The 19493-nt window shown below is 72.4% G+C and carries 17 protein-coding genes; 11 read left to right on the forward strand and 6 right to left on the reverse strand.

Annotated features, from left to right (window positions below; genetic code table 11):
- The first annotated feature begins 207 nt into the window (after nt 1-207).
- A complete protein-coding gene (locus tag AB0I82_RS24575) occupies nt 208-801 on the forward strand; it encodes a TetR/AcrR family transcriptional regulator (RefSeq protein ID WP_363259495.1) in 594 nt (197 codons plus the stop codon).
- A gap of 32 nt (nt 802-833) precedes the next feature.
- On the opposite strand, the gene AB0I82_RS24580 is transcribed toward AB0I82_RS24575, so the two are convergent.
- Complete coding sequence (locus tag AB0I82_RS24580) at nt 834-1322, reverse strand: Lrp/AsnC family transcriptional regulator (protein ID WP_030259305.1); 489 nt, start codon at nt 1320-1322, stop codon at nt 834-836.
- Nucleotides 1323-1554: 232 nt separating this feature from the next.
- On the opposite strand from AB0I82_RS24580, the gene pdhA (AB0I82_RS24585) reads away from it, so the two are divergent.
- The 7 genes from pdhA (AB0I82_RS24585) (at nt 1555) to AB0I82_RS24615 (ending at nt 10172) form a co-directional block, all read left to right on the forward strand.
- Complete coding sequence (pdhA, locus tag AB0I82_RS24585) at nt 1555-2712, forward strand: pyruvate dehydrogenase (acetyl-transferring) E1 component subunit alpha (protein WP_363259497.1); 1158 nt, start codon at nt 1555-1557, stop codon at nt 2710-2712.
- Nucleotides 2709-3770 carry an alpha-ketoacid dehydrogenase subunit beta gene (locus AB0I82_RS24590; protein WP_363259498.1) on the forward strand — a complete coding sequence of 354 codons (1062 nt, stop codon included), beginning with the start codon at nt 2709-2711 and terminating at the stop codon, nt 3768-3770. Before pdhA (AB0I82_RS24585) ends, AB0I82_RS24590 begins: the two co-directional genes overlap by 4 nt.
- Complete coding sequence (locus AB0I82_RS24595) at nt 3770-5143, forward strand: dihydrolipoamide acetyltransferase family protein (RefSeq protein ID WP_363259499.1); 1374 nt, start codon at nt 3770-3772, stop codon at nt 5141-5143. The genes AB0I82_RS24590 and AB0I82_RS24595 overlap by 1 nt, the downstream gene beginning before the upstream one ends.
- A 73-nt stretch (nt 5144-5216) precedes the next feature.
- The gene (locus AB0I82_RS24600) at nt 5217-6116 is read left to right on the forward strand and encodes an NTP transferase domain-containing protein (protein WP_363259500.1); all 900 of its coding nucleotides are present in this window, start codon (nt 5217-5219) and stop codon (nt 6114-6116) included.
- On the forward strand, nt 6113-7858 hold the full coding sequence (locus tag AB0I82_RS24605; protein ID WP_363259501.1) for a molybdopterin molybdotransferase MoeA: 1746 nt from the start codon (nt 6113-6115) through the stop codon (nt 7856-7858). The genes AB0I82_RS24600 and AB0I82_RS24605 overlap by 4 nt, the downstream gene beginning before the upstream one ends.
- A complete protein-coding gene (locus tag AB0I82_RS24610; protein ID WP_363259502.1) occupies nt 7855-9036 on the forward strand; it encodes a potassium channel family protein in 1182 nt (393 codons plus the stop codon). The genes AB0I82_RS24605 and AB0I82_RS24610 overlap by 4 nt, the downstream gene beginning before the upstream one ends.
- Before the next feature lie 155 nt (nt 9037-9191).
- Nucleotides 9192-10172 carry an NAD(P)H-quinone oxidoreductase gene (locus AB0I82_RS24615; RefSeq protein ID WP_363259503.1) on the forward strand — a complete coding sequence of 327 codons (981 nt, stop codon included), beginning with the start codon at nt 9192-9194 and terminating at the stop codon, nt 10170-10172.
- Nucleotides 10173-10240: 68 nt separating this feature from the next.
- On the opposite strand, the gene AB0I82_RS24620 is transcribed toward AB0I82_RS24615, so the two are convergent.
- Entirely contained in the window at nt 10241-11101 is an 861-nt protein-coding gene (locus AB0I82_RS24620) for a hypothetical protein (protein ID WP_363259504.1), read from the reverse strand.
- A gap of 201 nt (nt 11102-11302) precedes the next feature.
- Between AB0I82_RS24620 and AB0I82_RS24625 the strand changes: the two genes are divergently transcribed.
- A complete protein-coding gene (locus AB0I82_RS24625) occupies nt 11303-11866 on the forward strand; it encodes a bacterial proteasome activator family protein (protein WP_363259505.1) in 564 nt (187 codons plus the stop codon).
- Between the two features lie 129 nt (nt 11867-11995).
- Here AB0I82_RS24625 and AB0I82_RS24630 read toward each other — a convergent pair whose 3' ends face one another.
- Nucleotides 11996-13639 carry a protein kinase gene (locus AB0I82_RS24630; RefSeq protein ID WP_363259506.1) on the reverse strand — a complete coding sequence of 548 codons (1644 nt, stop codon included), beginning with the start codon at nt 13637-13639 and terminating at the stop codon, nt 11996-11998.
- A 453-nt stretch (nt 13640-14092) separates the two neighbouring features.
- Between AB0I82_RS24630 and AB0I82_RS24635 the strand changes: the two genes are divergently transcribed.
- A complete protein-coding gene (locus tag AB0I82_RS24635; RefSeq protein WP_363259507.1) occupies nt 14093-15643 on the forward strand; it encodes a protein kinase in 1551 nt (516 codons plus the stop codon).
- 63 nt (nt 15644-15706) lie between these two features.
- Here AB0I82_RS24635 and AB0I82_RS24640 read toward each other — a convergent pair whose 3' ends face one another.
- The 3 genes from AB0I82_RS24640 to AB0I82_RS24650 all read right to left on the reverse strand — a co-directional run bounded on the left by AB0I82_RS24640 (nt 15707) and on the right by AB0I82_RS24650 (nt 17990).
- Nucleotides 15707-16732: a phosphotransferase gene (locus tag AB0I82_RS24640; RefSeq protein ID WP_363259508.1), complete on the reverse strand. Its 1026-nt coding sequence runs from the start codon at nt 16730-16732 to the stop codon at nt 15707-15709.
- A gap of 57 nt (nt 16733-16789) precedes the next feature.
- A complete protein-coding gene (locus AB0I82_RS24645) occupies nt 16790-17203 on the reverse strand; it encodes a pyridoxamine 5'-phosphate oxidase family protein (protein WP_363259509.1) in 414 nt (137 codons plus the stop codon).
- A 127-nt stretch (nt 17204-17330) separates the two neighbouring features.
- On the reverse strand, nt 17331-17990 hold the full coding sequence (locus AB0I82_RS24650; protein WP_363259510.1) for a response regulator transcription factor: 660 nt from the start codon (nt 17988-17990) through the stop codon (nt 17331-17333).
- 327 nt (nt 17991-18317) lie between these two features.
- Between AB0I82_RS24650 and pdhA (AB0I82_RS24655) the strand changes: the two genes are divergently transcribed.
- Nucleotides 18318-19493: a pyruvate dehydrogenase (acetyl-transferring) E1 component subunit alpha gene (gene pdhA / locus AB0I82_RS24655; protein ID WP_363259511.1), complete on the forward strand. Its 1176-nt coding sequence runs from the start codon at nt 18318-18320 to the stop codon at nt 19491-19493.

Here is a 19493-nt window from a genome sequence, read left to right on the forward strand (position 1 = left end):
GGCTGGGAGTGGACGGGCATCGGGAGCTAGAGTAACCGAACGATCGGTCGGGGCAAGAGGGCTCGGAAAGCCTGTGGAAAACTCCGCCGGAGCGTCAGTTGTCACGGCGGGTGCGTGGGGCGGGAGACCGCTCCGCGCCCGCCGGCCGCCGACCTCGTCCCGCTCCCTGGTCCGCTGTGCGGCCCCGTCCGGAAAGCTGCTGTAATCATGACCATGGCCAAGCGCGACACCTATACGCCCGATTCGCTGCTCGCGGTCGCCGTCGAGGTGTTCAACGAGCGCGGTTACGACGGCACGTCCATGGAGCACCTCTCCAAGGCGGCCGGCATCTCCAAGTCCTCCATCTACCACCACGTGCGCAGCAAGGAAGAGCTGCTGCGGCGGGCCATAAGCAGGGCGCTGGACGGCCTCTTTGGCGTCCTCCAGGAGCCGGGCGCGACCCAGGGGCGGGCGATCGAGCGGCTGGAGTACGTGACCCGGCGCGAGGTCGAGGTGCTGATCGCGGAGCTGCCCTATGTGACGCTGCTGCTGCGGGTGCGGGGCAACACCGACACCGAGCGGTGGGCCATGGAGCGCCGCCGCGACTTCGACAACGAGGTCGCCGAGCTGCTGAAGGCGGCGGCCGCCGAGGGCGACCTGCGCCCGGACGCCGACATCCGGCTGGCGACGCGGCTGCTCTTCGGCATGATCAATTCGATTGTGGAGTGGTACCGGCCGGGCCGCGGCGGCTCGGCGAGCGCCGAGGAAGTGGCCGAAGCGGTGGTCCGTACGGCCTTCGCGGGCCTGCGCAACGAAGCCTGAATCCGGGGCCCGCACAACACGGGCCGCAGGACTCATCCCTCCGGTTCGAGGTCCGTTTCCTCGAAGACCAGCAGCGTGCGGGTGCTCAGTACTTCCGGTATCGACTGGATGCGGGTGAGGACCAGTTCCCGCAGCGCCCGGTTGTCCTTCGTGTGGACCAGCAGCAGGACGTCGAAGTCCCCGCTGACCAGGGCGATATGTGCGGCGCCCGGGAGCGCCTGGAGCGCTTCGCGCACCGTGCGCCAGGAGTTCTGCACGATCTTCAGCGTGATGTACGCCGACGCGCCCTGACCCGCCCGCTCCTGGTCCACCCGGGCGCTGAAACCGCGGATGACGCCGTCGTCCAGCAGGCGGTTTATCCGGGCGTACGCGTTGGCCCGTGAGATGTGCACGCGGTCGGCCACGGACCGTATCGACGCCCGGCCATCGGTCTGCAGCATGCGCAGGATGTCGCGGTCGACGGCGTCCAGTGGACGGACGGGGTGTCGTCCGGCGGGATTGACCATCTGTTCGTCCGACATGCCGTCCTGTCTCCCCTTCTTGGACGTCCTGACTTCATTCCAGGCTGTGCAGAACCGATTGTCCACAGGCTCGGCCCACCTGTAGCCAAAATGTGTCGGCAACCGAACAATCGGTAGGGAGGAGTCCGGCCCACCGGCCGGTCCCCCGCATCCGCAGTTTTCCCTCCAGCCGCCCGTCACCACCCCGCACGCGGCGCACAGCGCCACCCCTTCCACCGAGGAGGTGCCCCTCATGACGGTTCTCGAGCAGCCCGGCAGCGGCAGGCACGGCAGCACCGCGACCAGCGACCGCCCCGCGCCGCCGCCCGCCTGGCGGCCCCGCGTCGACCCCGGGCCCCTCCTGCCCGACGAGGAGCCGTACCGCCTGCTCGGCACGGACGCGGCGCGCGGGCTGGACGACGGCCTGCTCAAGCGGCTGTACGCGCAGCTGGTCAGCGGCCGCCGGTACAACACCCAGGCCACGGCCCTCACCCGCCAGGGCCGGCTCGCCGTCTACCCCTCCTCCACCGGCCAGGAGGCGTGCGAGGTGGCCGCCGCGCTCGTCCTGGAGGAGCGCGACTGGCTCTTCCCCAGTTACCGCGACACCCTCGCTGCCGTCGCCCGCGGCCTGGACCCCGTACAGGCGCTCACCCTGCTGCGCGGCGACTGGCACACGGGGTACGACCCGCGGGAGCACCGCGTGGCGCCGCTGTGCACCCCGCTCGCCACCCAGCTGCCGCACGCGGTGGGCCTCGCGCACGCCGCCCGTCTCAAGGGCGACGACGTCGTCGCGCTCGCCATGGTCGGCGACGGCGGTACGAGCGAGGGCGACTTCCACGAGGCGCTGAATTTCGCGGCCGTATGGCAGGCACCCGTCGTCTTCCTGGTCCAGAACAACGGCTTCGCGATCTCCGTGCCGCTCGCCAAGCAGACGGCAGCCCCCTCGCTCGCCCACAAGGCGGTGGGATACGGCATGCCCGGCCGGCTGGTCGACGGGAACGACGCGCCCGCGCTCCACGAAGTGCTCGGCGAGGCGGTGGCGCGCGCCCGCCGCGGCGGCGGCCCCACGCTGGTCGAGGCCGTGACGTACCGCATCGAGGCGCACACCAACGCCGACGACGCCACCCGCTACCGCAGCGACGCCGAGGTCGAGACCTGGCGCGGCCACGACCCGATCACCCTGCTGGAGCGCGAGCTGGCCGAGCGCGACCTGCTGACGCCCGCGTATGTGAGTGCCACGAAGGACGCGGCGGAGGAGCTGGCCGGCGCGCTGCGCGAGCGGATGAACGCGGACCCGGCGCTGGACCCGATGGATCTCTTCGACCACGTGTATGCCGCGCCGACCCGCCAACTGCGCGAGCAGGCGGACCTCTTGCGGGCCGAGATCGCAGCGGAAGGGGAGCACCGATGAGCACCGCAGTCGCCGCCGGGGGCACGACCGCGACCGAGCGCAGGCCCGCCACGATGGCGCAGGCCCTCACGAGGGCGCTGCGCGACGCCATGGCCGAGGACCCCACCGTCCATGTGATGGGCGAGGACGTCGGGCAGCTCGGCGGCGTCTTCCGGATCACCGACGGGCTCGCCAAGGAGTTCGGCGAGGACCGCTGCACCGATACGCCGCTCGCCGAGGCGGGCATCCTCGGCACGGCGGTCGGCATGGCGATGTACGGCCTGCGGCCCGTGGTGGAGATGCAGTTCGACGCGTTCGCCTACCCCGCGTTCGAGCAGCTCGTCAGCCATGTGGCGCGGATGCGGAACAGGACGCGGGGCGCGCTCCCGATGCCGTTGACGATCCGCATCCCGTACGGCGGCGGGATCGGCGGCGTCGAGCACCACAGCGACTCCTCCGAGGCGTACTACATGGCCACGCCCGGCCTCCAGGTGTTCGCCCCGGCGACCGTCGCCGACGCGTACGGCATGCTGCGGGCCGCGATCGCCTCCGACGACCCGGTCGTCTTCCTGGAGCCCAAGCGGCTGTACTGGTCCAAGGCCGACTGGTCCCCCGAGGAGCCGACGCCCGTCGCGCCCATAGGACGCGCGGAGATCCGCCGCCCCGGGAGCAGCGCCACGCTGCTCACCTACGGGCCGTCGCTGCCGGTGTGCCTGGAGGCGGCCGAGGCGGCCCGCGAGGAGGGCTGGGACCTGGAGGTGCTGGACCTGCGCTCGCTGGTGCCGTTCGACGACGAGACGGTGTGCGCGTCGGTGCGGCGCACGGGGCGCGCGGTCGTCGTCCACGAGTCCACCGGTTTCGGCGGTCCCGGAGGGGAGATCGCCGCCCGGATCACCGAGCGCTGCTTCCACCACCTGGAGGCGCCCGTGCTGCGGGTCGCCGGCTTCGACATCCCGTATCCGCCGCCGATGCTGGAGCGGCACCACCTGCCCGGCGTCGACCGGGTACTGGACGCCGTGGCGCGCCTGCAGTGGGAGTCCGACTGGACCGAGGGCGGCACCGAGGGGAGTGGCGCGTAATGGCCGAAGTACGCGAGTTCCCGCTGCCCGATCTGGGCGAGGGGCTGACCGAGGCGACCATTGTGCGCTGGCTGGTGGAGGTGGGCGAGGTCGTCGCCGTCGACCAGCCGGTGGTGGAGGTCGAGACGGCCAAGGCGATGGTCGAGGTGCCGTGCCCGTATGGCGGCGTCGTCACCGCCCGGATGGGCGCGGAGGGCGACGAAGTGCCGGTCGGCGCCCCGTTGGTGACGGTGGCGGTGGGGGCGGCGCAGGACGCCGGGAACGAGCGCTCCACGGGCGGCGAGCGCCGTGCCGGGGAGGCCGAGGGCTCGGGGAATGTACTCGTCGGGTACGGCACGAGTGCGCCGGCGGGGCGCCGGCGACGCGTACGGCAGACGGGCCCGGCCCGTACGTCGGGTGCGCCCCGGGCGACCGAGCCGACCGAGCCGACCGAGGCGGCCGCGCCGACCGAGGCGACCGAACCGACCGAGCCGACCGGTGCGGCCGTCGGCGGGGCGGCGCCGGTGCCCGTGATCTCGCCGCTGGTGCGGCGGCTGGCGCGGGAGCACGGCGTGGACCTGCGCACGGTAGGGGGGAGCGGTCCCGAGGGGCTGATCCTGCGCTCCGATGTCGAGCACGCGCTGCGCGGCGGGAAGCAGACCGCGTCCGTCGCTGCCGCGGGGACCGGCGCCGTGGCCCCGGAGGGTGCCGAGCGGGTGCCGCTGAAGGGGATGCGGGGCGCGGCGGCGGAGAAGTTCGCCCGCAGCCGGCGGGAGATCCCGGACGCGACCTGCTGGGTGGACGCGGACGCGACGGAGCTGCTGGCCGTACGCCGCGCCATGAATGCGGGGCGCGGCGAGAAGGTGTCGCTGCTCGCGCTGCTGGCCCGGATCTGTACGGCGGCCCTCGCGCGGTATCCGGAGCTGAACTCCACGGTCGACACGGCGACGCACGAGATCGTCCGGCTGCCCGCCGTGCATCTGGGATTCGCGGCACAGACCGACCGCGGGCTGATCGTGCCGGTCGTACGGGACGCGCACGCCCGTACGGTCGAGGGGCTCTCCGCCGAGATGGCGCGGCTCACCGAGACGGCGCGCGCGGGCCGGCTCGCGCCCGCCGAGCTGACGCACGGCACGTTCACCCTCAACAACTACGGCGTCTTCGGCGTCGACGGCTCCACGCCGATCATCAACCACCCCGAGGCCGCGATGCTCGGCGTCGGCCGGATAGCCGCCAAGCCCTGGGTGCACGAAGGGGAGTTGGCCGTACGGCAGGTCGTACAGCTCTCGCTCACCTTCGACCACCGGGTGTGCGACGGCGGCACGGCGGGCGGCTTCCTGCGCTTCGTGGCGGACTGCGTGGAATCGCCGGCGATCCTGTTGCGGGGGCTGTGAGAGACAAACACCACGCTCACGAACACTGGTACGTACGGGGTGTCGATCGCCGGGTGCCGGTGATACTCGGGGGGTGACGAGCGACTACGACACCATCGTGCTGGCCGGGGGCGCGGCGCGCCGGCTCGGCGGCGCGGACAAGCCGGCCCTCGCGGTCGGCGGCCGGTCCCTGCTGGATCGGGTGCTCGCCGCCTGCCCCGGTGCGGCGCGCACCGTGGTGGTCGGTCCGGAGCGGCCGACCGCGCGCCCCGTGATGACGACGCGCGAGGACCCGCCCGGGGCCGGACCGGTCGCGGCGCTGGACGCGGGCCTGCGGCACACCACGGCAGGCACGGTGCTCGTCCTCTCCGCCGACCTGCCCTTTCTCACCGCCGGGACGGTGGACGCGCTGCTGGCGGCGGGAGCGGGCCCGGGGCCCGGGGAGTCGCCCGGCCACGCGGACGGGGCGCTGCTGGTCGACGGGGACGGGCGGGATCAGCCGCTCGTGGCGGCGTACCGGGCCGAGGCGCTGCGCCGCGCCCTTGAGACGCTGCGGGCCGAGCGCGGCGGGCTCGACGGGCTGCCGTTGCGTGCCCTGCTCGCCGAACTGACGGTGCGGCGCGTGCGGGACGACACGGCGGCGGCCTCGTTCGACTGCGACACCTGGGAGGCCCTCAGCGCGGCGCGCGCCCGGATCAGGGAGCATGGACACGTGTTGGACGAATGGATCACCGCAGTCAAGGCCGAACTGGGCATCGAGCTCGATGTCGACACGGCCGACCTCCTCGACCTGGCGCGGGACGCGGCGCACGGCGTGGCCCGGCCGGCCGCGCCGCTGACGACCTTCCTCGTCGGGTACGCGGCCGCCCAGCAGGGCCTCGACGTGGCGGAGGTCAGCAGGCGCGCCGCGGCGCTGGCGAACCGCTGGGCCGCGGAAGCCGAAGCCGCGGACGCCGGAGTCGCGGACGCAGGAGCCGGGGAAGCGAAGGAATGATGCCCGGTCTTACGGGAGACCCCGGCGAATTCGACGACGCCCTCGCCATCGCCAACGCGGGGCGGTACGGCCAGGCCGGCGGCGACCGGATCACGGACGCCGCACCCCGGACACCGGACGCCGCATCCGGAACACCGGATACCCCGCCTCACGCGGGTGCCGGCTGGAGCGATCCCTGGCACGCGCCCTGGGGCAACGGCCACCGTGCGGCCCGGTCCGAGGCGGCCGCGGCCGCCGACCCGACACCGCCCCCGCCGGAGCCGCCCTCCGAGCCCACCCGCTCCGAGCCTGCAGCCTCCGGGTCCGCAGCCTCCGAGCCCACAGCCTCCGGGCCCGCGGCTCCCCAACCGGCCGCCCCCGCGTCCGGTAAGGGATCGCCCACCTCCCCGGCCCACCGCCACAGTGCCCACTCCCCCTGGCACGACGCCCGAGCGGCCGCCGCCGGCGCCGTGGCCGGGCCGCTGGAGGCGGCCGCCGTACCGCTCGGCCCCGAGGCGCTGGGCCGCGTGCTCGCCGGGGCGCTCACCGCGCTCACCGACCTGCCCTCGTTCGACACCTCGGCAATGGACGGCTGGGCCGTCTCCGGTCCCGGCCCCTGGCGCGTGACCGCCCCCAGTACGCTCGCCCCCGCCGCGACCGCCGGCATCCTCGCCGGTCAGGGCCCCACCCGGCCGCTGCCCGCCGGACACGCGATCCCGATCGCCACCGGGGCGCGGATACCGCCCGGTGCCTCGGCCGTGCTCCGTTCCGAGCACGGTGAGACCGTCGAACAGGCCGATGGCGGCGCTCTGTTGTCCGCACCCGGCGGCGCGCGGCCCGGGCAGGACATCCGGCCGCGCGGCCAGGAGTGCCGCAACGGCGACCAACTGCTGCCGCCCGGCACGCCGGTGACCCCGGCCGTGCTCGGCCTCGCCGCCGCCGCGGGCTACGACGAGCTGTGGACGTACCGCCGCCCGGTGGTGGAAATCCTGGTACTGGGCGACGAGTTGCTGCACAGCGGACTGCCGCAGGAGGGACGCATCCGGGACGCGCTCGGCCCGATGCTCGCGCCCTGGCTGCAGGCGCTGGGCGCGGAGACCATCGGCCCGCGCCATCTCGCGGACGACGAGGGCGTGTTGTACGAGGCCATCGCCTCCTCGACGGCGGACGTGGTGATCACGACCGGCGGCACGGCCGCGGGCCCGGTCGACCATGTGCACCCCACGCTGCGCCGCCTCGGGGCCGAACTGCTGGTGGACGGCGTACAAGTACGCCCCGGCCACCCGATGCTGCTCGCCCGGCTCGACCCGGCGGACGGCGCCGCCGCGCGCGGCCGGTCCGCCAAGCGCGCCAGGCGCCCTGTCCGTGCCCCGCGCACCCCCCGGCACCTGGTCGGCCTCCCCGGCAATCCGCTCGCCGCCGTCTCGGGGCTGCTGACGCTCGCCGAACCGCTGCTCGGTACGCTCTCGGGCCGTACGCGCTCGGAGCCCCGCCGGGTACGCCTCGCCGACGGCGTGCACGGCCACCCGCACGACACCCGGCTGGTGCCTGTGGGCTGCCGTACGGACGAGAAGGGAGCGGTCGTGGCGCACCCCCTGCACTTCAACGGCCCGGCCATGCTGCGCGGCATCGCCGCCGCGGACGCGCTGGCCGTGATCCCGCCCGGCGGCGCCACCGAGGGTGAGCCGGTCATGCTCCTCGGCCTCCCCTGGTCCCCCGGCGCCACGAACCCGTACACCGGTGCCACCGGAGGCCGCGCGTGAAGCTCCCCACGCAGGACGCCGCGGCACACGAGCGGCTCCCCGAAAACGTCTCGCACCGGGTCCAGTTGCCCCGACGGGCGCCCGCCGCACCGCTGCGGCAGGTGGTCCGACGGCTCGTCATGGCGCTGATAGTGCTGGTCCTGACGGTCCTCATCGTCTGGGTGGACCGCAGCGAGTACCACGACAACGCCGACAACAAGGTCGACTTCCTCGACTGCGTCTACTACGCGACCGTCACGCTCTCCACGACCGGATACGGCGACATCGTCCCGTACGGAGACACCGCACGGCTGCTGAACATCCTGCTCATCACGCCACTCCGCGTCCTGTTCCTGATCATCCTGGTCGGCACCACCCTCGAGGTCCTCACCGAACGGACCCGTGAACAGTGGCGGCTGAACCGCTGGAGGACCGCCTTGCGCGACCACACCGTCATCATCGGCTTCGGTACGAAGGGCCGGTCGGCCGTGGAGACGCTGCGTGCCACGGGCGCGAGCCGGGACCGCATCGTCATCGTGGACCCGAGCCCCAAGGTGATCGACGCGGCCGTCGCCGAGGGCTACGCGGGTGTACTGGGCGACGCCACCCGCAGTGACGTGCTGCTGCGTGCCGAGATCCAGCGCGCCCACCAGATCGTCATCGCCACGCAGCGCGACGACACCGCGGTCCTGGTCTCGCTCACCGCCCGCCAGCTCAACAAGAAGGCGACGATCGTGGCGGCGGTGCGGGAGGAGGAAAACGCGCCGTTGCTGCGGCAGTCCGGCGCCGACTCGGTGATCACCTCGGCGAGCGCGGCGGGCCGGCTGCTGGGCCTGTCCGTGCACAGCCCGAGCGCGAGCACGGTCATGGAGGACCTGATCCAGCAGGGCACCGGGCTGGATCTGATCGAGCGCCCGGTGGTGAAGGCGGAGGTCGGCAAGTCGGTACGGGACACCGGTGACCTGGTCGTTTCCGTACTTCGCGGGCACCGGCTGCTGGCGTACGACGACCCCGCGGCGAGTCCGCTGCAGCACGCCGACCGGCTGATCACGATCGTCCGCGCGGTGCCGAAGGAGGAGCCGGAGCTGGGCCGGCCGGCCGCACAGGGACTGCCGGGCTCCGGCGTCCAGCCGATGCGCCGGGCGGACGAGAAGGACCGCGTGATCCGCCGCGCGGACGAGCAGGACCTGGGGGACTGAGCCGCCCACGCGCGGCTGTTTCACGTGAAACGTGGAGCGGGGGGCTGGGCTGGCCTGGGCCCGCAGAGACGAGCAGGGTCTCGGGGGCCAGCACCTGCACGGACAGCGAGGGTGGCGCTCGTCCGTCCGGTACGGAGGCGAGTAGCCTCGCGGCCATGCGTGCGATCACCATTCCCGAACCCGGCGGACCCGAGGCCCTGGTGTGGGCCGAGGTGCCCGCGCCGCAACTGTCCGAAGGCGAGGTGCTGGTGCGGGTCGCGGCCAGCGCCGCCAACCGCGCCGATGTGATGCAGCGCCAGGGCTTCTACGACCCGCCGCCCGGTGCCTCCCCCTATCCCGGCCTGGAGTGCGCGGGCACGATCACCGAGGTCGGCCCGGGCGTCAGCGGCTGGGCGGTCGGCGATGAGGTCTGCGCGCTGCTGGCGGGTGGCGGTTACGCCGAGCAGGTGGCCGTGCCGGCCGGTCAGCTGCTGCCGCTGCCGAAGGGCCTCGACGTCACGCAGGCCGCCGCGCTGCCCGAGGTGACCTGCACCGTCTGGTCGAACGTCTTCATGGTGGCGCACCTGCGGCCCGGCGAGACCCTGCTGATCCACGGCGGGTCCAGCGGCATCGGCACCATGGCGATCCAGCTGGCCAAGGCCGTCGGCGCGAAGGTGGCCGTGACCGCGGGCAGCGCCGAGAAGCTGGAGAGCTGCCGCGAACTGGGCGCCGACGTGCTCATCAACTACCGCGAGCAGGACTTCGTCGAGGAGATCCGCAAGGCCACCGACGGCCGGGGCGCGGACGTGATCCTCGACATCATCGGCGCGAAGTACCTGGACGCCAACGTCAAGGCGCTGGCCACCAACGGGCGGCTGGCGATCATCGGCCTGCAGGGCGGCCGGAAGGGCGAGCTGAATCTGGGTGCGCTGCTGGCCAAGCGGGGCGCGGTCACCGCGACGTCGCTGCGCGGCCGGCCGCTCGAGGAGAAGGCCGCGATCGTCGCCGCCGTACGGGAGCATGTCTGGCCGCTGGTCGAGAACGGCCAGGTGCGGCCGATCGTGGACCGCACGCTGCCGATGGCGGACGCCGCCGAGGCGCACCGCGTCCTGGAGGAGAGCAGCCACATCGGCAAGGTCGTCCTGACGGTCGACTGAGCCGAAAGCCGACAGCCGGGCCCCCCGCAAGGCCGTACGCCGGTCCCCGCAAGGCCGTACGCCGCCCCTCACCGCCTCCGCAGTCGCAGCCCGATGAACGCCAGCCCCAGCCCCGTGAGCGCCAGCCCGGCGCCGAAGGGGAGGACGCGGGCGACCCGGGCGGCGTGTTCGGTGGGGGCGTAGGGCGGCCGGACGGCGCCGGCGGTCTCGCGGCTCGTCGAGGAGGGCCCGGCGGCCGCCGGCTGGTGCGGCGGCCGCAGCGTCTGCCAGGCGTGTGTCCCCCGGCTGTGCGGCGAGAGGGGCGCGTACGGGCGGTCCGAGCCGGTGGCCGGCCGGTCGGTCGCGCCGGGGTCCTTCGGCGACGTACCGGCACTGCCGGAGGTACGGGAGGTGTGCGGCGCACTCGGTCCGCTCGTCCCGTCGTCGGTACGGGGCGGGATGCCGGCGCCGGTCCGGGACGGTGTCGCCGGCCGGCCGGCCGACGGCCTGCCGGAGCCCGTGCCCGAGCCGGCGGCCGAGTCGCTGGGGGTGGGCCGTCCGGGTGAGGCCGTGGCGGAGTCGCTCGGGCCGGCGGACGGGCTCGGTCCGGAGGCGGTCGAGGACGGCGCGGGGCTGTCGTCCGGTTCCGCCGGGGCCTCGGAGGTACCGGCGGACGCCGAGGTACGGGGATGCTGCGGGCGGTGGCCGGTGCCGCCGGTACCCGTCTGGTCCTCCAGGGACGGCTGCGGCCGGCCGGTCGCGCGCTCGGGGAGCCGGGCGTCGGCGGGCAGCCCGTCGGTGGACTGCGGCTGCGGTGGATCCGCCGCCCGGAGATGCCCCCGTACGGGCGGATGCGTGGTGGCGGCGGCCGCGGGTACGGCGGTGGTGGGGAGCAGCGTGGCGGTCGTCAGCAGGCCGGCGACGATGAGTGAGCGGAGTCCTGGAACCACGCCGTGTCCTCCCGTGCCGAGCCGTCGAGTGACGTAATCAGGGTCACATGAGCCCACAATCGCGGCATCTCGGAAAAGTCCCGTATGTACCGCTAAAAGCCATGAACTGTGGCGAAGTACTGTGACGGACGCATCGCGAGGGTGGATCACTAGTTCCTCGGGGCACAACTGTTCCTACTGCATGTACGAGAGAATGGCGGCATGGATATGCCGATGAACGAACGGTCGCAGGAGAGCCCGCACGTCCTGGTTGTCGGCCCGGACGGCATGGCTCTCGGCAGCGCAGGCTCCGGTGGTGGAGGCGGCGACGATGAGCCACGCGAGGTTCCGGTGACGGAGATGGTCGAACAGCCCGCGAAGGTCATGCGGATCGGCAGCATGATCAAGCAGCTGCTGGAAGAGGTGAAGGCCGCCCCGCTGGACGAGGCGAGCCGGGTCCGCCTGAAGGAGATCCACGCCGGCTCCGTCAAGGAGTTGGAGGACGGGCTGGCCCCCGAGCTGGTGGAGGAGCTGGAGCGGCTGTCCCTGCCGTTCACCGAGGACTCCGTGCCCACCGAAGCCGAACTGCGCATTGCGCAGGCGCAGTTGGTCGGCTGGCTGGAGGGCCTGTTCCACGGCATCCAGACCGCCCTGTTCGCCCAGCAGATGGCCGCGCGCGCCCAGTTGGAGCAGATGCGCCGCGCCCTCCCGCCCGGCGCGGCTCCGTCCGATGACGACGACGAACACCCCGGCCGCGGCGGCGCCCGCTCCGGCCCGTACCTCTGACGCCCGACGCCGCCGGACGGGACGCCGGACGGCGGACGGGACGCCGGAAACCTGCACCGAGGGGCCCTGCGCGCACATCGCGCGAAGGGCCCCTCGGTGCAGGTGTGTCCAGGTGTTGTCGGGGCCGCCTCAGCCCGACTTGCCCGTCGAGACGACCAGTTCGATCTCGTCGTCGCCCTTGGGGTCGTAGTTCTCGTTCTCGGCCGGGGTCTGGCGGATGACCGCGTTCTTGCCCCACATGGGTTCGCTGTTCTCGTAGGAGATGTCCCACTGCCAGCCGGCTTCGCGCATGCACGCCTTCACCGAGCGGAGGTTCTTGCTGTAGAAGTTCGGCATCATGACCTTCGACTTGTCGTCGAAGCTCTTGACGGCCTCCGTGCATTCCTTGGGGTCGATCGTCCGGTCCGTCTGCTCCGGCTGGACCTTGTCGTCGGCGTCCTCGGTGGCCGAGGCGGAGGGCTGCGCGGTGCCGTTGGCCTGCGGGCCCGGCTGCTCCGGGTCGCCGCCGCTGAGGGCGATGACCAGGACCACCGCGACGACGGCGATCAGCGCGACCACGGCGGAGCCGATGATCACCGGCTTGTTGCCCTTGTTGCCGGCGCGGCTCTGCATCGAGGCGGTGTACGGCGACGGCGTGGGCGGCGGGGTCCGCATGCCGCCGTTGTACGGACCGGGCGCCGGGGTCTGGTAACCGTGGCTGGGCGGCGGTGGGGTGGCCGTGCCGTAGCCGCTGTACTGGCCGTTGTTGACCGGCGGCGGCGTGTACGGGTTCTGCACGTTCGGCGCGCCCATGCCCAGGCTGCCGGTCGCCGACGGGAAGACCGCGGAGGCCACCGAAGCGCCGCTGCTGCGCGGGCCCTGGCCGCCGATGATCACCGGCGAGGAGCCGGACTGCCCGGACTGGGCGATGCGCAGGCACTCGTCCTGCATCGCCTCAGCGGTGGGGAAGCGTTCGTTGGGGTTCTTCTTCAGCGCGCGGGCCACCAGGGCGTCCACCGCCGGCGGCACCGAGCGGTTGATGCTGGAGGGCAGCGGCGGCTCCTCCTGTACGTGCGCGTACGCGATGGCCAGCGGCGAGTCCGCGTCGAAGGGCAGCTGCCCGGTCAGCAGCTCGAAGAGCATGATGCCGACGGAGTACAGGTCGGAACGGGCGTCGACGCTGCGGCCCAGCGCCTGCTCGGGGGAGAGGTACTGCGGGGTGCCGACGACCATGCCGGTCTGGGTCATGGAGGTGACGCCGGACTGCATGGCGCGCGCGATGCCGAAGTCCATGACCTTCACGACGCCGCGCTTGGTCACCATGACGTTGCCGGGCTTGATGTCCCGGTGGACCAGGCCCATCTCGTGGCTGGTCTCCAGGGCCGCCAGCACATCGGCGGTGATCTTCAGCGCCTTCTCGGTCGGCATGGCGCCGTACTGCGCGATATCGGCGTCCAGGGCATCGCGCAGCGGCTGCCCGGAGACGTACTCCATGACGATGTACGGCGTCGTGCCGCCGTCGAGCTCGTCCTCGCCGGAGTCGTACACCGAGACGATGTTGGTGTGCGAGAGCTTCGCGACGGCCTGTGCCTCGCGGCGGAAGCGCTCGCGGAACGCCTGCTCACGGCCGAGCTCGGTGTGCAGCGTCTTGATCGCGACCTCGCGGTCCAGCACGCTGTCGTACGCGAGATGGACGGCGGCCATGCCGCCGGTGCCGAGAAGATCGCGGAGCTGGTAGCGTCCCCGTCCCACCGAACGGCCCGCGCCGTGGGCCTGTACGCCGTCCTGGCTCATGTTTTCCGTTTCCCCCTCGGCGCACTGCCCGTTATCCCGTACGCGGCACTGTCCGGGCTGTTCTGTTGCTGGCCCTGCCCGGTATGCGACCGGTCGGCCAGGTTCTGGAATTCCGCAGCCAAGTGTGCCTCAGGGCGCAGGCCAGTCAAGCTGCGTGCCCGTTCCGTGACCAGATGGGCAGCATCCCTGCACCGCCGCGTCACCTGACGGGAGCCTGTCAGGACCGCCGCGGCGGGTTGTCGCGAGCGTGTCAGGAATCTGTCACGACTCTGTCAGCGGCTGCCGGGCAAAACGGTCACTCGTAGTGAACTTGCGACATGTGACCGGTGAACGGTTTGATGGCCGGTCCCCTTAGGAAACCGGTGCGCGCCGCGGAGCCTGTAGCGTGCTCTTGCGAAGACCGAGACGTAATACCGCGTTGTACTACGCGGATCGATTCGACGGCGAGGACCGATGGCACAGACGCAGAGCCCCCAGGGCCCGTCCGATCCTGAAGCCACCGGCTCCAATATCCCCGACGCACCGGAGATGTGGGGCAACGGTGGTCTGGTCGGTGACGGGCGCTACCGCCTGACGAGCCGTCTGGGCCGGGGCGGCATGGCGGAGGTGTTCGCCGCCGAGGACGTACGGCTGGGCCGTACGGTCGCGGTGAAGCTGCTGCGTTCCGACCTCGCCGAGGACCCGGTGTCCAAGGCCCGCTTCACCCGCGAGGCGCAGTCGGTCGCCGGGCTGAACCACCACGCCGTCGTCGCCGTCTACGACTCCGGCGAGGACGTGGTCGGCGGCAACACCATCCCGTACATCGTGATGGAGCTGGTCGAGGGTCACACCATCCGTGACCTGCTGCTCAACGCCGACGCGCCGCCGCCGGACCAGGCGCTGATCATCGTCTCCGGGGTGCTGGAGGCGCTGGCGTACAGCCACCAGCACGGCATCGTGCACCGCGACATCAAGCCCGCGAACGTGATCATCACGAACAGCGGCGCGGTCAAGGTCATGGACTTCGGCATCGCGCGTGCCCTGCACGGCGCGTCGAACACGATGACCCAGACCGGCATGGTCATGGGCACGCCGCAGTACCTCTCGCCCGAGCAGGCGCTCGGCAAGACCGTCGACACCCGCTCCGACCTGTACGCGACGGGCTGTCTGCTGTACGAACTGCTCGCGCTGCGCCCGCCGTTCGTCGGCGAGACCCCGCTGTCGGTGGTGTACCAGCACGTGCAGGACATGCCGGTGCCCCCGTCCGAGGTGCTGGAGGCGGTGCCGCCGGAGCTGGACGGGCTGGTCATGCGCTCGCTCGCGAAGGACCCGGACGACCGGTTCCAGAGCGCGGAGGAGATGCGCGGCCTGGTCCAGTACGCGCTGCAGATGCTGCACGAGCAGGGCGGCCACACCGGTACGTGGAGCACCGGGCCGGTCGCCGTGCCCGAGGGCGGCGGCTCGACGCCCGCGAGGGGCGTCGCGGCCACGACGGCGATGGCGCACCCGGGGCAGGGTTCGACGACCGCGCAGCCGATCCTGCCGACCGGGCGGGACGACGACGGCGGGTACGAGGGCGGTCCGCGCGGCTCCAAGGGCGGCAACGGCAAGATCTGGCTGATCGCGGCGCTCGCGCTGATCGCCATCGTGGCCGGCGTCGCCATCGCCCTGCAGAACACCGGTGGCGACGAGCAGCCGAAGAAGCCGAAGCCCACGCCGACGGCGACGAAGAGCAAGGACAAGGAGACCACCGAGCCGCCGACGGAGGAGCCGACGACGGAGGCGACGCTGCCCGCCGGGACGGGCGGCAACACCGGTGACTACACGCAGCAGCCGACGGAGACCGGGGAGCCGACGCCGACGGACACCCAGACGGCGACGGAAGAGCCGACCGGCGAGCCGACGGAGCCCACCGGGGAGCCGACCGGCGAGCCGACGGGGGCGACGACGGCGCCCACCGATGCGCCGACGGACGAGCAGTCCCCGATCATCCCGCCGGCGGACGGTGACAGCGGCGAGCAGTGAGCCGAGGGCCGCGCACGGCCACTGAGCGCCTGAGGGCCGTCAGGGACACCGTCCCGGCGGCCCTCAGCCCGTGAAGGCCCCGCGTACCGCCGCGTATTCGTCCGTCCACCACACCGCGAGCGCGGCCGAGGCGGGGAAGAGGCTGTCGGCGCGTCGGTCGCCCAGCCGGTACCGCCAGTCCAGCATCCAGAAGTCGTTCAGGCGTTCCCACCAGACGCGGTGCACGGCGGCCGCCAGCTCCTCCGGGCCGACGCCCGAGGCGCCCCGGTAGGCGCGCGCGTACGCCGCCACCTTCGCCAGGTCCAGGCTGCCGGACGGCCGTACGAAGAAGATTGCGGCGGCCCGTACGGCCTCCTCGGCGCGCGGCTTGACCGCCAGCCGGTCCCAGTCGACGATCGCGGCCGGCTCGGCGCCCCGGTAGAGCAGGTTCAGCGGGTGGAAGTCGCCGTGCACCCAGCCCGCCGGCGCCGCGCGGGGCGGCCGGTGGTGGGCGTGCGCGGCCAGCAGCGCGCGCCGCTCCAGGAGCCGGTGCTCGGCCAGCGCGTCGAAGCTGTCGTGCGGGCGGGCGTCCCGCGCCAGCGCCAGCAGCTCGTCGATGCCCACGAAGGTCGCGGCGGGGTCGGCGCTCTCCTGGCCGGGCTGCGGCGGCTCGTCGGGCATCACCTGGGCGAGGGACACGTGGACGCGGCCCAGCAGCGCGCCGAGGCGGTGGCACTGGGCGGGGGTGAGGGCCGCGCCGTCCAGGTGGCGGCCCTCGATCCAGGGGTGCAGCGCGTAGCAGCGGCCGTCGATGACGGCGACGGTGCGGCCGTCGGCGGCGCGTACGGGGGGCGCGACAGGGAGGCCCATGGCGCCCAGCAGGCGGGTGGCGCGGTGCTGCCGTACCAGGGCGCCGCGGTCGGCGTCGAGGTGGTGCTTGAGGAAGAAGCGGCCGCGCGTGGTGGTCAGCCGGTAGCCGTGGTTGAGCAGGCCCTCGGCGACCGGCTCGCACGTCAGCGGCTCCCCGGCGCCTTCGTAGCGGCGCAGCAGGGAGCCGAGGGTGTGTCCGTCGGGCGCCGTTGCCGTCCGGACCGCAGATGAGCGCAGCACCCGTCAGATGTTAGATCACCTGGCCCGGGCCACTCCGCCGCACGGGTCGGCTATCGGTCAGCCTGAATGGGCGTACCGGAACACCGGTACATCGGTCAGCGTGTGGACCTTGGCGAAGACCGGCTCGATGTGCAGGAACACCGGGTCGAAGGGCTCGCCGTCGGCCAGGGCCGGGGTGCGCCCGAAGGCGTCGTGGTCGGCCGGCTCCGGGTGGGCGACGCGGGCCGTGCCGGTGAACTGGACGGTCCAGGTCTCGGGCTCGCCGCCGGCGAGGTTGTCCGCCTGGTACGAGACCACGCTGCCGTCCATGGCGCGGTGGTAGCCGTAGCCACGGTGCAGGCGCAGCAGGAGCCGGCCCCCGGCAACGACGTGCCGGGCGATCGTGGTGAAGGGCAGCGCCCGCTGGCTGGCCGAGACCCGTCCGTAGGGCGTACGGCTGAGCAGTTCCAGTGCGCGGAATTCATCGGGCATGGGAACCAGCCTGCCCGGCGGCGCGGGCGCGGCTGTAGGGGCGGCAGCCCCTGGTTCACCGGGGACGTTGGTCCCAAAATTCGTTACGCCGCAGGTCAGGACCCTATTCAGGCCCCTATAAACGCGGTCAGCGGCCTTCCGCCTGCATTCTGGCGACGTATGCGGCGGCCTGGGAACGACGTTCCATGCCGAGTTTGGACAGCAGGCTGGAGACGTAATTCTTGATGGTTTTCTCGGCCAGATGCAGCCGGTCGCCGATGGCGCGGTTGGTCAGTCCCTCGCCGATCAGATCGAGGATGCGTCGTTCCTGTTCGGTGAGGTTCGCCAGCTTGTCGTCGCCTTTGGCGCCGCTGCCGTCGCGCAGCCGTTCCAGGACCCGCGCGGTGGCCACGGGGTCCAGCAGGGACTTGCCGGCCGCGACGTCCCGGACGGCCGAGAGCAGTTCGTTCCCGCGGATGGCCTTGAGTACGTAACCGGACGCACCGGCCATGATCGCGTCAAAAAGCGCCTCGTCATCGGCGAAAGACGTGAGCATCAGGCACTTGATGTCCTCGTTCTGCGAGCGGATCTCGCGGCAGACCTCGACGCCGCTGCCGTCCGGCAGCCGGACGTCGAGCACGGCCACGTCGGGGTGCGTCGCCGGGATCCTGACCAGGGCATCCGCGGCGGTACCGGCCTCGCCGACCACCTCGATGTCGCTCTCGACCGTCAGCATGTCGTGGACGCCGCGCCGCACGACCTCGTGGTCGTCGAGCAGGAATACCGTGATTTTTCCGTCTTCGCGCACGGTTTCAGTCTCACACACCGACCCTTCCCGTGCTCCGGCCCGCCGATATAACGTGCCGTTGTCCCGGCGGCCTGCAACGCTGTGACCAGGAGTTGTTCCCACCCTTCGCGATTTACTTGGAAATCCAAGCAAAATCGCAGGTCAGGGCCGTTTTCGCTTAGGCTCGGGAAATGGGTAACGTGCATGCGCAGGCCACGTCCGGGGCAGTTTTGTTCCACCCGGGCCTGACCGCGTTCGCACACACCCCGTGCGCCGTATCGGATACCGGGTGAGCCGCAATACGGCCACCGGCGGACCCCGGGGGCCGGACAGACGGAGGAGCAGCACGTGACCGTGGACAGCAGTGCCGCACGAAAAGCCACACGCGGAAGCGGCAAGCGCACGACCGCGAAGAAAGCCCCGGCCAAGCCGCGGGCGAAGGCTTCAGCGGAGCAGGACCCGGACCAGTTCGTCCAGCTGCTCACCCCGGAGGGGGAGCGGGTCGAGCACCCGGAGTACGCGATCGACCTGTCCGCCGACGAGCTGCGCGGCCTGTACCGCGACATGGTGCTCACGCGGAAGTTCGACGCCGAGGCGACCACCCTCCAGCGCCAGGGCGAGCTGGGCCTGTGGCCCTCGCTGCTGGGCCAGGAGGCCGCGCAGATCGGTTCCGGGCGCGCGCTGCGCGACGACGACTACGTCTTCCCCACCTACCGCGAGCACGGCGTCGCCTGGTGCCGCGGGGTGGACCCGACGAACCTGCTGGGCATGTTCCGCGGCGTGAACCACGGCGGCTGGGACCCCAACAGCAACAACTTCCACCTGTACACGATCGTGATCGGCTCGCAGACGCTGCACGCGACGGGCTACGCGATGGGCGTGCAGAAGGACGGCGCCGACTCCGCCGTCATCGCCTATTTCGGTGATGGTGCGTCCAGCCAGGGTGACGTCGCCGAGTCCTTCACCTTCGCCGCCGTCTACAACGCCCCCGTGGTGTTCTTCTGCCAGAACAACCAGTGGGCGATCTCCGAGCCGACCGAGAAGCAGACCCGGGTGCCGCTCTTCCAGCGCGCCCGCGGCTACGGCTTCCCCGGCGTACGGGTCGACGGCAACGACGTGCTCGCCGTCCTCGCCGTCACGAAGGCGGCCCTGGACCGTGCCCGCACCGGCCAGGGGCCGATGCTCGTCGAGGCGTACACCTACCGCATGGGTGCCCACACCACCTCCGACGACCCGACGCGCTACCGCGGCAACGACGAGCTGGTGGCCTGGGAGGCCAAGGACCCGATCCTGCGGCTGCGCCGGTACCTGGAGGCCGAGGGGATGGCCGACGAGGCGTTCTTCGCGTCCGTCGAGAAGGAGGACGAGGCGCTCGGCAAGCGGGTCCGTGACGCGGTCCGGACCATGCCTAACCCCGACGACATGGCGATGTTCGAGCACGTCTACGCCGACGGGCACGCGCTCGTCGACGAGGAGCGCGCCCAGTTCGCCGCGTACCAGGCCGCGTTCGCGGAGGAGAACTGA

The sequence above is a fragment of the Streptomyces sp. NPDC050315 genome (assembly GCF_040655775.1).
Classification (GTDB): Bacteria; Actinomycetota; Actinomycetes; order Streptomycetales; family Streptomycetaceae; genus Streptomyces.

Excerpts from the sequence above, each read along its gene's own strand:
- AB0I82_RS24575 (WP_363259495.1), top strand. The coding sequence starts at position 208 with ATGACCATGGCCAAGCGCGACACCTATACGCCCGATTCGCTGCTCGCG.
- AB0I82_RS24580 (WP_030259305.1), bottom strand. The coding sequence starts at position 1,322 with ATGTCGGACGAACAGATGGTCAATCCCGCCGGACGACACCCCGTCCGT.
- pdhA (WP_363259497.1), top strand. The coding sequence starts at position 1,555 with ATGACGGTTCTCGAGCAGCCCGGCAGCGGCAGGCACGGCAGCACCGCG.
- AB0I82_RS24590 (WP_363259498.1), top strand. The coding sequence starts at position 2,709 with ATGAGCACCGCAGTCGCCGCCGGGGGCACGACCGCGACCGAGCGCAGG.
- AB0I82_RS24595 (WP_363259499.1), top strand. The coding sequence starts at position 3,770 with ATGGCCGAAGTACGCGAGTTCCCGCTGCCCGATCTGGGCGAGGGGCTG.
- AB0I82_RS24605 (WP_363259501.1), top strand. The coding sequence starts at position 6,113 with ATGATGCCCGGTCTTACGGGAGACCCCGGCGAATTCGACGACGCCCTC.
- AB0I82_RS24615 (WP_363259503.1), top strand. The coding sequence starts at position 9,192 with ATGCGTGCGATCACCATTCCCGAACCCGGCGGACCCGAGGCCCTGGTG.
- AB0I82_RS24625 (WP_363259505.1), top strand. The coding sequence starts at position 11,303 with ATGGATATGCCGATGAACGAACGGTCGCAGGAGAGCCCGCACGTCCTG.
- AB0I82_RS24630 (WP_363259506.1), bottom strand. The coding sequence starts at position 13,639 with ATGAGCCAGGACGGCGTACAGGCCCACGGCGCGGGCCGTTCGGTGGGA.
- AB0I82_RS24635 (WP_363259507.1), top strand. The coding sequence starts at position 14,093 with ATGGCACAGACGCAGAGCCCCCAGGGCCCGTCCGATCCTGAAGCCACC.
- AB0I82_RS24645 (WP_363259509.1), bottom strand. The coding sequence starts at position 17,203 with ATGCCCGATGAATTCCGCGCACTGGAACTGCTCAGCCGTACGCCCTAC.